Here is a 13,988-nt window from a genome sequence, read left to right on the forward strand (position 1 = left end):
CGCGTGTCGAGGAGCTTGTGGAAGATGAATGAGCTGCAGGGGTCAGGTTCTAGTTTGCCGTTGTCGGCTGCTCAGCTGGAGGTTTGGTTTGCCCAGCAGTTTGATCCTGATAATCCGATCTGGAATATCGCGGAGTATTACGTTATTGAGGGTGAGCTTGATGTAGCGCTGTTGGAGCGGGCTGTGCGGGTGGCCGTGGGGGAGGCGGAGTGCCTGCGGGTCCGGTTCGGCATTGTTGGTGATGAAGTGCGGCAGACGGTGGTTCCTTGTGAGGATTGGGAGTTCTCGGTCGTTGATTTCACGGGCGAGGTTGATCCTGATGGGGCGGCGCTGGGGTGGATGCGGGCTGATGCCGGGACTGCGGTGGCGTTGGATGCGCCGGTGTTGTTCCGGTTCGCGTTGTTGAGGGTTGGCCCGGATCGTGCGGTGTTGTATCAGCGTGCTCATCATTTGTTGTGGGATGGTTTTAGTGAGGCTTTGTTTGTCGCTCGTGTGGCGGGGATTTATACCGCGGTTCAGGAGGGCCGGTCGTACGGGGATGGTGTGTTTCCGCCGTTGGCGGGTTTGATCGAGGAGGAGCTGGCCTACCGGGAATCGGCGCGGTTCGAGAAGGATCGCGGGTTTTGGGCGGGGAGGTTCGCGGGGCCGGTGGAGTTGACGAGCATGTCGAGCCGGCCGATCACCGCGGTGCGCACCTTCGTGCGTCATGGTGTGACTTTGGGGGTGGGGGTTGCGGAGCGGATGCGGGCGGTGGCGTGGGGGCATCGTGTCGCGTGGCCGACGTATCTGATCGCGGCGACGGCGTGTTATGTGCAGCGGGTTACCGGGGTTCGTGATGTGGTGTTGTCGTTGCCGGTGACCGCGCGTACGTCGGTTGTCGCCAAGGCGACTCCTGGCATGCGTGCGAATTTGGTGCCGTTGGTGTTGGCTGTTCGGCCGGGGATGGGCCGGGGTGATGTGCTGGCGCACGCGTCGCGGGAGGTGGGTCTCGTTGTGCGTCATCAGCGTTTCCGCACCCGGGAGATCCGGCAGATGATGGGACTGGGCCGCCACCGGATCGGCCCTGAGCTTAACGTGGCGAATATCTTCGGCCGGATGCGCTTCGGCACCGCGACGGTGAAGGTGTTCGACCTGACAACCGCGCCCAGCGACGATCTCACGATCATGGTGCACGACAGTGAGGACGGCGGCCTGCGCGTAGAGATAAATGCGAACACCGACCTGTATGACGAGGCTGATGTGGAGGCGCACCTCGCGCGTTTCACCGCCTTTCTGGACACGTTTACCGCTGCGCCTGCGGACCAGCCGCTGAGCGCCATTGATGTGCTCGGGCCGCAGGAGCGTCGCCGGTTGTTGGTGGAGTGGAATCCGCCTGCGGTCGAGGGTGGTTTCGCGGGTGTGGTGGAGCGGGTTCGTGAGCGGGCTGTGGCTGCCCCGGATGGTGTCGCGGTGTCGGATGATGCGGGTTCGGTGACGTATCGGGAGTTGGTGGGTCGGGCGAACGCGGTGGCCAAGAGGTTGCCGGCGGGTGCGTTGGTGGGGTTGCTGGGCGATCCGGGTGTCCGGTATGTGTCGGCGGTGCTGGGGGTGCTCGGTGCTGGGGGTGCGTATGTGCCGTTCGATCCGGATGCGCCGGTGGCCCGCACCGCGGCCCTGGTCGCCGACAGCGGCATCGGGGTGCTGATCGCGGCGCCGGAGTATTTGGATCTGGCCCGCGAGGCCGTCGGGGCCGGTGGCGTGCGGGTGCTGGTGTTCGACGATGCGGTGGACGATGATCTGGCCCCGGCGCGCGGGGCTGAGGATGATCTGGCGTATGTGATGTTCACCTCGGGGTCGACGGGCCGGCCCAAGGGGGCGATGGTGCACCGGCGCGGGATGGTCAATCATCTGCTGGCCCAGGTGGAGAATCTTGGGCTGGACTCCTCGGATGTGGTGGTGCAGAACGCGCCGCTGACCTTCGTCGTCTCGGTGTGGCAGATGCTGGCCGCTCTGATCGTGGGGGGGCGGGTGCGGGTGGTCTCCCGGGAGACCGCGATGGATCCGCAACGGTTGTTCGGTGTTCCGGGTGTGACGGTGCTGGAGGTGGTGCCGTCCCTGTTGCGGGCTGCCCTGGATGTCGGGGTGACGGTGCCCGGGCCGGGGTTGCGGTGGCTGCTGGTCACCGGGGAGGCGTTGCCGGCGGAGTTGTGCCACCGGTGGCTCCAGCGTTTCCCGGCCGTTCCGGTGATGAACGCCTACGGCTCGACCGAGTGCTCCGATGATGTCACCCATGCGGTGATCCGTCACGCTGATGACGCCACGGGGTCGCGTACCCCGATCGGGCGGCCCATCCGCAACACCCAGCTCTATGTACTCGGTGATGACCTGCAGCCGGTTCCGGTGGGGGTGCCGGGTGAGTTGTATGTGGGCGGTGTGGGTGTCGGCCGCGGGTATCTGAACGACCCGGCCCGGACCGCGGCGGTGTTCGTGGCCAGCCCGTTCGGCCAGGGCCGGCTGTATCGGACCGGTGACCGGGTGGTGTATCGGCCGGACGGCCGGCTGGAGTTCCTGGAGCGCCGCGACTTCCAGGTGAAGATCCGCGGGCATCGGATCGAGCTGGGTGAGATCGAGACCGCGATCCGGTCGGCCGACGGGGTGCGGAACGCGGTGGTGACCGCCGGTGAGCAGCATCTGGTCGCCTATGTGGTGGGCCAGGTCGAGCCTGACGCGCTCCAGGCACACGTCGCCACTCTGCTGCCGGACTACATGGTTCCCGCGGTGGTCATGGTCCTCGACGCATTACCGCTGAGCCCGAACGGCAAACTGGATCGTAAAGCGTTGCCGGCGCCGGACTTCACGGCCCTGTCTTCGGGTCGTGCCCCGCGCAACCCGCGGGAGGAGGCCCTGTGTTCGGTGTTCGCCGAGGTCCTCGATGTGGACTCGGTGGGCGTCGACGACAGTTTCTTCGACCTGGGTGGGCATTCACTGCTCGCGGTGAGGTTGATCAGCCGGATCCGTGGCGCGTTGGGTGTTGAGCTGTCGGTGCGGGATGTGTTCGACGCGCCGACGGTGGCGGGCCTGGCCGGGCGGATGGGTGATGAGGGTCGGCGCCGGCCGGTGCTGGTGGCCGGACCGCGGCCGGGCGAGTTGCCGTTGTCGTTCGGCCAGCGGCGGTTGTGGTTCCTCAACCTGCTCGAAGGGGCCTCGGCGACCTACACCATCCCGATGCTGCTCCGGCTGAGGGGCAGCCTGGACCGGGACGCCTTGGCCGCCGCCCTGGCCGATGTGGTGGAGCGGCACGAGGTGCTGCGCACGGTGTATCCGGAGGTCGACGGCCGGCCGGTGCAGGTCATCAGGAGCGACCGGCCTGAACTCGTGGTCAGGTCTGCCACCGAGACGGACCTCCCGGCCGCGATCGAGGCCGCATGCTTGGCCGGGTTCGATCTCACCGGCGAGTTGCCGATCCGCTCTCAGCTGTTCATCCTCGGTCCGACCGAGTCCGTGTTGCTGTTGGTGTTGCACCACATCGCCGGTGACGGCTGGTCGATGGCGCCGCTGGCGCGGGATTTCGCCGCGGCGTATGAAGCACGCTGTTCGGGGATGGTGCCGGGGTGGAAGCCGTTACCGGTGCAGTATGTGGATTACGCGTTGTGGCAGCGGGAGCTGCTGGGGAGTGAGGATGACGAGCAGAGCCTGATTTCGGAGCAGCTGGCCTTCTGGACCAAGGCGCTCGACGGTCTGCCGGAGGAGATCACACTACCGGCTGATCGGCCGCGTCCGGCGATCGCCAGCTACCAGGCTGACGCGTTCGAGTTCGTGCTCACTCCGGAACTCAAGTCCGACCTGAATAGCCTGGCCAGGAAGAACAATGCCAGCCTGTTCATGGTGTTGCAGGCCGGGTTGTCTGCGTTGTTGAGCAAGCTGGGTGCGGGCACCGACATCCCGCTGGGCAGCCCGGTGGCGGGTCGGACCGATGACGCCCTGGATGATCTTGTCGGGTTCTTCGTCAACACGCTGGTGTTGCGTACCGACTTGTCCGGTGATCCGACGGTGCGGGAGTTGCTGGGCCGGGTGCGAGATGCCGATCTGGCGGCGTTCGCGCATCAGGACGTGCCGTTCGAGCGGCTGGTCGATGTGCTCAATCCGGCCCGGTCCAGGTCGCGGCACCCGTTGTTCCAGGTGATGATGGTGCTGCAGAACAACGCGGCCGCACGGATCGAGCTGGCCGGCCTGGACGCCGGTGTCGACCCGCTCCGCCCCTCGGTTTCGGACTTCGACCTGACTTTCGGTTTCACCGAGCACGGTGATGGCGGTGTCGGTGTGCTGGTCACGTATGCCACCGACCTGTTCGACCGCGCGACCGTTCAGGAGATTTCAGCCCGGCTGGAGCGGGTGTTGAACGGCATGGCATCTGGCGTGGACGCGCCGTTGAGTGCGATCGATGTGCTCGGGCAGGAGGAGCGTCGCCGGTTGTTGGTGGAGTGGAATTCGTCGGCGGTCGAGGGTGGTTTCGCGGGTGTGGTGGAGCGGGTTCGTGAGCGGGCTGTGGCTGCTCCGGATGGTGTCGCGGTCACCGATGATGCGGGGTCGGTGACGTATCGGGAGCTGGTGGGTCGGGCGAACGCGGTGGCCAAGAGGCTGCCGGCGGGTGCGTTGGTGGGGTTGCTCGGCGATCCGGGGGTCCGGTACGTGTCGGCGGTGCTGGGCGTGCTCGGCGCCGGGGGTGCGTATGTGCCCTTCGACCCGGGCGCGCCGGTGGCCCGCATAGCGGATCTGATCGCCGACAGCGGCATCGAGGTGTTGATCGCGGCGCCGGAGTATCTGGACTTGGCCCGTGAGGCCGTCGGGGCCGGTGGCGTGCGGGTGCTGGTGTTCGACGACGCGGTGGACGATGATCTGGCTCCGGTGCGGGGGGTTGGGGACGACCTGGCGTATGTGATCTACACGTCGGGGTCGACGGGCCGGCCCAAGGGCGCGATGGTGCACCGGCGCGGGATGGTCAACCATCTGCTGGCCAAGGTGGAGGATCTCGGGCTGGATTCGTCGGATGTGGTGGTGCAGAGCGCGCCGTTGACGTTCGACATCTCGGTGTGGCAGATGCTGGCCGCTCTGATCGTGGGCGGGCGGGTGCGGGTGGTCTCCCGGGAGAGCGCGATGGATCCGCAACGGCTGTTCGGTGTTTCGGGCGTGACGGTGCTGGAGGTGGTGCCCTCTCTGCTGCGGGCTGCTCTGGATGTGTGGGATGGGGGTGTCTCGGTTCCTGAGTTGGGGTTGCGGTGGCTGGTGTCGGCTGGGGAGGCGTTGCCGGCGGAGTTGTGCCGCCGCTGGCTTCAGCGTTACCCGGCCGTCCCGGTGATGAACGCCTATGGCCCGACCGAGTGCTCCATCGACGTCACCCACGCGGTGATCGCCAACCCCGATGACGTCGCGGGGCTGCGTACCCCGATCGGCCGGCCCATCCGCAACACCCAGGTCTATGTGCTGGGTGATGATCTGCAGCCGGTTCCGGTGGGGGTGCCGGGTGAGTTGTATGTGGGGGGCGCCAGTGTCGGCCGCGGGTATCTGAACGATGCCGCCCGGACTGCGGCGGTGTTCGTGGCCAGCCCGTTTGGTGGGGGCCGGTTGTATCGGACCGGTGACCGGGTGGTGTATCGGCCGGATGGGCGGTTGGAGTTCCTGGAGCGCCGCGACTTCCAGGTGAAGATTCGCGGGCATCGGATCGAGCTGGGTGAGATCGAGACCGCGATCCGGTCGGCCGACGGGGTGCGGAACACGGTGGTGACCGCCGATCGGCAGCGCCTGGTCGCCTACGTGGTACCGGCGGCCGGGCCGCTGGATACCGCTGTGTTGAGGGAGTATCTGACCGGTTTGCTGCCGGAATACATGCTGCCTTCGGTCTATGTCACGCTGGATGAGCTGCCCTTGTCGTCGAACGGCAAGCTGGATCGTAAAGCGTTGCCGGCGCCGGACTTCACGGCCCTGTCTTCGGGGCGTGGCCCGCGCAACCCGCGGGAAGAGGCCCTGTGTGCGGTGTTCGCCGAGGTCCTCGATGTGGACTCGGTGGGCGTCGACGACAACTTCTTCGATCTGGGTGGGCATTCACTGATCGCGGTGAGGTTGACCAGCCGGATCCGTGGCGTGTTGGGTGTTGAGTTGTCGGTGCGGGATGTGTTCGACGCGCCGACGGTGGCGGGTCTGGCCGGGCGGATGGGTGATGAGGGCCGGAGCCGGCCGGTGCTGGTGGCCGGGCCGCGGCCGGGTGAGTTGCCGTTGTCGTTCGGTCAGCGGCGGTTGTGGTTCCTCAACCTGCTCGAAGGGGCCTCGGCGACCTACACCATGCCGTTGGTTTTGCGGTTGAGCGGTGAGCCGGACCGGGACGCATTGGCGCAGGCCCTGGCCGATGTGGTAGAGCGGCACGAGGTACTGCGCACAGTGTATCCGGAGGTCGACGGCCGGCCGGTGCAGGTCATCAGGAGCGACCGGCCCGAACTCGTGGTCAGGTCTGCCACCGAGGCGGACCTTCCGGCCGCGATCGAGACTGCTTGCTCGACGGGTTTTGACCTGACCGCGGAGTTGCCGGTGCGGGCCGAGCTGTTGGTGCTCGGCAAGTCTGAGTATGTGCTGCTTGTCGTGTTGCACCACATCGCCGGTGACGGCTGGTCGATGGCGCCGCTGGCACATGATTTCGCGGCGGCCTATGAGGCGCGTTGTTCGGGGATGGTGCCGGGGTGGAAGCCGTTGCCGGTGCAGTATGTGGATTACGCGTTGTGGCAGCGGGAGCTGCTGGGGAGTGAGGATGACGAGCGGAGTCTGATCTGCGAGCAGCTGGGGTTCTGGACCAAGGCGCTGGAGGGGTTGCCGGAGGAGATCGCGCTGCCGGCTGATCGGCCGCGTCCGGCGATCGCCAGCTACCGGGGTGACGCGTTTGAGTTCGTGCTCGCTCCGGAACTCACGTCCGGGCTGGGCGTGTTGGCCAGGGAGAACAACGCGAGCCTGTTCATGGTGTTGCAGGCCGGGCTGTCTGCGTTGTTGAGCAAGCTGGGTGCGGGCACCGACATCCCGCTGGGCAGCCCGGTGGCGGGTCGGACCGATGACGCCCTGGATGATCTTGTCGGGTTCTTCGTCAACACGCTGGTGTTGCGTACCGACTTGTCCGGTGATCCGACGGTGCGGGAGTTGCTGGGCCGGGTGCGAGATGCCGATCTGGCGGCGTTCGCGCATCAGGACGTGCCGTTCGAGCGGCTGGTCGATGTGCTCAATCCGGCCCGGTCCAGGTCGCGGCACCCGTTGTTCCAGGTGATGATGGTGCTGCAGAACAACGCGGCCGCACGGATCGAGCTGGCCGGCCTGGACGCCGGTGTCGACCCGCTCCGCCCCTCGGTTTCGGACTTCGACCTGACTTTCGGTTTCACCGAGCACGGTGATGGCGGTGTCGGTGTGCTGGTCACGTATGCCACCGACCTGTTCGACCGCGCGACCGTTCAGGAGATTTCAGCCCGGCTGGAGCGGGTGTTGAACGGCATGGCATCTGGCGTGGACGCGCCGTTGAGTGCGATCGATGTGCTCGGGCAGGAGGAGCGTCGCCGGTTGTTGGTGGAGTGGAATTCGTCGGCGGTCGAGGGTGGTTTCGCGGGTGTGGTGGAGCGGGTTCGTGAGCGGGCTGTGGCTGCTCCGGATGGTGTCGCGGTCACCGATGATGCGGGGTCGGTGACGTATCGGGAGCTGGTGGGTCGGGCGAACGCGGTGGCCAAGAGGCTGCCGGCGGGTGCGTTGGTGGGGTTGCTCGGCGATCCGGGGGTCCGGTACGTGTCGGCGGTGCTGGGCGTGCTCGGCGCCGGGGGCGCCTATGTGCCCTTCGACCCGGGCGCGCCGGTGGCCCGCATAGCGGATCTGATCGCCGACAGCGGCATCGAGGTGTTGATCGCGGCGCCGGAGTATCTGGACTTGGCCCGTGAGGCCGTCGGGGCCGGTGGCGTGCGGGTGCTGGTGTTCGACGACGCGGTGGACGATGATCTGGCTCCGGTGCGGGGGGTTGGGGACGACCTGGCGTATGTGATCTACACGTCGGGGTCGACGGGCCGGCCCAAGGGCGCGATGGTGCACCGGCGCGGGATGGTCAACCATCTGCTGGCCAAGGTGGAGGATCTCGGGCTGGATTCGTCGGATGTGGTGGTGCAGAGCGCGCCGTTGACGTTCGACATCTCGGTGTGGCAGATGCTGGCCGCTCTGATCGTGGGCGGGCGGGTGCGGGTGGTCTCCCGGGAGAGCGCGATGGATCCGCAACGGCTGTTCGGTGTTTCGGGCGTGACGGTGCTGGAGGTGGTGCCCTCTCTGCTGCGGGCTGCTCTGGATGTGTGGGATGGGGGTGTCTCGGTTCCTGAGTTGGGGTTGCGGTGGCTGGTGTCGGCTGGGGAGGCGTTGCCGGCGGAGTTGTGCCGCCGCTGGCTTCAGCGTTACCCGGCCGTCCCGGTGATGAACGCCTATGGCCCGACCGAGTGCTCCATCGACGTCACCCACGCGGTGATCGCCAACCCCGATGACGTCGCGGGGCTGCGTACCCCGATCGGCCGGCCCATCCGCAACACCCAGGTCTATGTGCTGGGTGATGATCTGCAGCCGGTTCCGGTGGGGGTGGCGGGTGAGTTGTATGTGGGGGGCGCCAGTGTCGGCCGCGGGTATCTGAACGATGCCGCCCGGACTGCGGCGGTGTTCGTGGCCAGCCCGTTTGGTGGGGGCCGGTTGTATCGGACCGGTGACCGGGTGGTGTATCGGCCGGATGGGCGGTTGGAGTTCCTGGAGCGCCGCGACTTCCAGGTGAAGATTCGCGGGCATCGGATCGAGCTGGGTGAGATCGAGACCGCGATCCGGTCGGCCGACGGGGTGCGGAACACGGTGGTGACCGCCGATCGGCAGCGCCTGGTCGCCTACGTGGTACCGGCGGCCGGGCCGCTGGATACCGCTGTGTTGAGGGAGTATCTGACCGGTTTGCTGCCGGAATACATGCTGCCTTCGGTCTATGTCACGCTGGATGAGCTGCCCTTGTCGTCGAACGGCAAGCTGGATCGTAAAGCGTTGCCGGCGCCGGACTTCACGGCCCTGTCTTCGGGGCGTGGCCCGCGCAACCCGCGGGAAGAGGCCCTGTGTGCGGTGTTCGCCGAGGTCCTCGATGTGGACTCGGTGGGCGTCGACGACAACTTCTTCGATCTGGGTGGGCATTCACTGATCGCGGTGAGGTTGACCAGCCGGATCCGTGGCGTGTTGGGTGTTGAGTTGTCGGTGCGGGATGTGTTCGACGCGCCGACGGTGGCGGGTCTGGCCGGGCGGATGGGTGATGAGGGCCGGAGCCGGCCGGTGCTGGTGGCCGGGCCGCGGCCGGGTGAGTTGCCGTTGTCGTTCGGTCAGCGGCGGTTGTGGTTCCTCAACCTGCTCGAAGGGGCCTCGGCGACCTACACCATGCCGTTGGTTTTGCGGTTGAGCGGTGAGCCGGACCGGGACGCATTGGCGCAGGCCCTGGCCGATGTGGTAGAGCGGCACGAGGTACTGCGCACAGTGTATCCGGAGGTCGACGGCCGGCCGGTGCAGGTCATCAGGAGCGACCGGCCCGAACTCGTGGTCAGGTCTGCCACCGAGGCGGACCTTCCGGCCGCGATCGAGACTGCTTGCTCGACGGGTTTTGACCTGACCGCGGAGTTGCCGGTGCGGGCCGAGCTGTTGGTGCTCGGCAAGTCTGAGTATGTGCTGCTTGTCGTGTTGCACCACATCGCCGGTGACGGCTGGTCGATGGCGCCGCTGGCACATGATTTCGCGGCGGCCTATGAGGCGCGTTGTTCGGGGATGGTGCCGGGGTGGAAGCCGTTGCCGGTGCAGTATGTGGATTACGCGTTGTGGCAGCGGGAGCTGCTGGGGAGTGAGGATGACGAGCGGAGTCTGATCTGCGAGCAGCTGGGGTTCTGGACCAAGGCGCTGGAGGGGTTGCCGGAGGAGATCGCGCTGCCGGCTGATCGGCCGCGTCCGGCGATCGCCAGCTACCGGGGTGACGCGTTTGAGTTCGTGCTCGCTCCGGAACTCACGTCCGGGCTGGGCGTGTTGGCCAGGGAGAACAACGCGAGCCTGTTCATGGTGTTGCAGGCCGGGCTGTCTGCGTTGTTGAGCAAGCTGGGTGCGGGCACCGACATCCCGCTGGGCAGCCCGGTGGCGGGTCGGACCGATGACGCCCTGGATGATCTTGTCGGGTTCTTCGTCAACACGCTGGTGTTGCGTACCGACTTGTCCGGTGATCCGACGGTGCGGGAGTTGCTGGGCCGGGTGCGAGATGCCGATCTGGCGGCGTTCGCGCATCAGGACGTGCCGTTCGAGCGGCTGGTCGATGTGCTCAATCCGGCCCGGTCCAGGTCGCGGCACCCGTTGTTCCAGGTGATGATGGTGCTGCAGAACAACGCGGCCGCACGGATCGAGCTGGCCGGCCTGGACGCCGGTGTCGACCCGCTCCGCCCCTCGGTTTCGGACTTCGACCTGACTTTCGGTTTCACCGAGCACGGTGATGGCGGTGTCGGTGTGCTGGTCACGTATGCCACCGACCTGTTCGACCGCGCGACCGTTCAGGAGATTTCAGCCCGGCTGGAGCGGGTGTTGAACGGCATGGCATCTGGCGTGGACGCGCCGTTGAGTGCGATCGATGTGCTCGGGCAGGAGGAGCGTCGCCGGTTGTTGGTGGAGTGGAATTCGTCGGCGGTCGAGGGTGGTTTCGCGGGTGTGGTGGAGCGGGTTCGTGAGCGGGCTGTGGCTGCTCCGGATGGTGTCGCGGTCACCGATGATGCGGGGTCGGTGACGTATCGGGAGCTGGTGGGTCGGGCGAACGCGGTGGCCAAGAGGCTGCCGGCGGGTGCGTTGGTGGGGTTGCTCGGCGATCCGGGGGTCCGGTACGTGTCGGCGGTGCTGGGCGTGCTCGGCGCCGGGGGCGCCTATGTGCCCTTCGACCCGGGCGCGCCGGTGGCCCGCATAGCGGATCTGATCGCCGACAGCGGCATCGAGGTGTTGATCGCGGCGCCGGAGTATCTGGACTTGGCCCGTGAGGCCGTCGGGGCCGGTGGCGTGCGGGTGCTGGTGTTCGACGACGCGGTGGACGATGATCTGGCTCCGGTGCGGGGGGTTGGGGACGACCTGGCGTATGTGATCTACACGTCGGGGTCGACGGGCCGGCCCAAGGGCGCGATGGTGCACCGGCGCGGGATGGTCAACCATCTGCTGGCCAAGGTGGAGGATCTCGGGCTGGATTCGTCGGATGTGGTGGTGCAGAGCGCGCCGTTGACGTTCGACATCTCGGTGTGGCAGATGCTGGCCGCTCTGATCGTGGGCGGGCGGGTGCGGGTGGTCTCCCGGGAGAGCGCGATGGATCCGCAACGGCTGTTCGGTGTTTCGGGCGTGACGGTGCTGGAGGTGGTGCCCTCTCTGCTGCGGGCTGCTCTGGATGTGTGGGATGGGGGTGTCTCGGTTCCTGAGTTGGGGTTGCGGTGGCTGGTGTCGGCTGGGGAGGCGTTGCCGGCGGAGTTGTGCCGCCGCTGGCTTCAGCGTTACCCGGCCGTCCCGGTGATGAACGCCTATGGCCCGACCGAGTGCTCCATCGACGTCACCCACGCGGTGATCGCCAACCCCGATGACGTCGCGGGGCTGCGTACCCCGATCGGCCGGCCCATCCGCAACACCCAGGTCTATGTGCTGGGTGATGATCTGCAGCCGGTTCCGGTGGGGGTGGCGGGTGAGTTGTATGTGGGGGGCGCCAGTGTCGGCCGCGGGTATCTGAACGATGCCGCCCGGACTGCGGCGGTGTTCGTGGCCAGCCCGTTTGGTGGGGGCCGGTTGTATCGGACCGGTGACCGGGTGGTGTATCGGCCGGATGGGCGGTTGGAGTTCCTGGAGCGCCGCGACTTCCAGGTGAAGATTCGCGGGCATCGGATCGAGCTGGGTGAGATCGAGACCGCGATCCGGTCGGCCGACGGGGTGCGGAACACGGTGGTGACCGCCGATCGGCAGCGCCTGGTCGCCTACGTGGTACCGGCGGCCGGGCCGCTGGATACCGCTGTGTTGAGGGAGTATCTGACCGGTTTGCTGCCGGAATACATGCTGCCTTCGGTCTATGTCACGCTGGATGAGCTGCCCTTGTCGTCGAACGGCAAGCTGGATCGTAAAGCGTTGCCGGCGCCGGACTTCACGGCCCTGTCTTCGGGGCGTGGCCCGCGCAACCCGCGGGAAGAGGCCCTGTGTGCGGTGTTCGCCGAGGTCCTCGATGTGGACTCGGTGGGCGTCGACGACAACTTCTTCGATCTGGGTGGGCATTCACTGATCGCGGTGAGGTTGACCAGCCGGATCCGTGGCGTGTTGGGTGTTGAGTTGTCGGTGCGGGATGTGTTCGACGCGCCGACGGTGGCGGGTCTGGCCGGGCGGATGGGTGATGAGGGCCGGAGCCGGCCGGTGCTGGTGGCCGGGCCGCGGCCGGGTGAGTTGCCGTTGTCGTTCGGTCAGCGGCGGTTGTGGTTCCTCAACCTGCTCGAAGGGGCCTCGGCGACCTACACCATGCCGTTGGTTTTGCGGTTGAGCGGTGAGCCGGACCGGGACGCATTGGCGCAGGCCCTGGCCGATGTGGTAGAGCGGCACGAGGTACTGCGCACAGTGTATCCGGAGGTCGACGGCCAACTAGTGCAAGAGATCAAGGGCCAGGGGCCTGTGCTGGTGGTCAGAGCGATAACTGAGGCTAAGTTGCCGGGCGCGATCCAGACCGCATGCTTGGCCGGGTTCGATCTCACCGGCGAGTTGCCGATCCGCTCTCAGCTGTTCATCCTCGGTCCGACCGAGTCCGTGTTGCTGTTGGTGTTGCACCACATCGCCGGTGACGGCTGGTCGATGGCGCCGCTGGCGCGTGATTTCGCCGCGGCGTATGAGGCGCGCTGTTCGGGGATGGCGCCGCAGTGGAAGCCGTTGCCGGTGCAGTATGTGGATTACGCGTTGTGGCAGCGGGAGCTGCTGGGCAGCGAGGATGATGAGCGGAGCCTGATTTCGGAGCAGCTGGCCTTCTGGACCAAGGCGCTCGACGGTCTGCCGGAGGAGATCGCGCTGCCGGCCGATCGGCCGCGTCCGGCGATCGCCAGCTACCAGGCTGACGCGTTCGAGTTCGTGCTCACTTCGGAACTCACGTCCGGGCTGGGCGTGCTGGCCAGGGAGAACAACGCGAGCCTGTTCATGGTGTTGCAGGCTGGGCTGTCTGTGTTGTTGAGCAAGCTGGGCGCGGGCACCGACATCCCGCTGGGCAGCCCGGTCGCGGGCCGGACCGATGACGCCCTGGATGATCTTGTCGGGTTCTTCGTCAACACGCTGGTGTTGCGCACCGACTTGTCCGGTGATCCGACGGTGCGGGAGCTGCTGGGCCGGGTGCGGGATGCCGATCTGGCGGCGTTCGCGCACCAGGACGTGCCGTTCGAGCGGCTGGTCGAGGTGATCAACCCGGCCCGGTCCAGGTCGCGGCACCCGCTGTTCCAGGTCGTGATGGTGCTGCAGAACAACGCGGCCGCACAGGCCGAACTGGCCGGACTGGAGGCGATCGCCAAACCGCTCACCACTCCGACCGCTGACGACGACTTGTATTTCGATTTCACCGAACACGACGACGGCGGTATCGGTGTGCTGGTCACGTACGCCACCGACCTGTTCGACCGCCCGACAGTTCAGCGGATTTCGGCCGGGCTGGAGCGGGTGTTGAGCGGCATGGTGTCTGATGTGGACGCCCCGCTGAGCGCGATCGATATGTTCGGCCGGCCCACCTCGGCGACGAGGTAGCGGAGATCTGGTTTTCCCGGCCAATCAAGGGCGGCCTGAAGTTGACCGGTGGCAAGAATTCGTGGCTCATTTCCCGCCATGATAAGCAGATGCCGCCCTGTTAAATGAAAATCATGTGAACACGATTCAGGTTCCGGTGAACTAATCCGGTGTGTTTACTAGTGATTTCCTTAGAAAAGTCC

At 66.7% G+C, this 13,988-nt stretch carries 1 protein-coding gene; it reads left to right on the forward strand.

Features of this window, described 5'->3' with window-relative positions; genetic code table 11:
• Positions 1-24: 24 nt before the first annotated feature.
• Positions 25-13,806 carry a non-ribosomal peptide synthetase gene (locus tag OIE13_RS09880; protein WP_326829907.1) on the forward strand — a complete coding sequence of 4,594 codons (13,782 nt, stop codon included), beginning with the start codon at positions 25-27 and terminating at the stop codon, positions 13,804-13,806.
• Positions 13,807-13,988 lie beyond the last annotated feature (182 nt).

Source organism: Streptosporangium sp. NBC_01810 (genome assembly GCF_035917355.1).
Taxonomy (GTDB): domain Bacteria; phylum Actinomycetota; class Actinomycetes; order Streptosporangiales; family Streptosporangiaceae; genus Streptosporangium.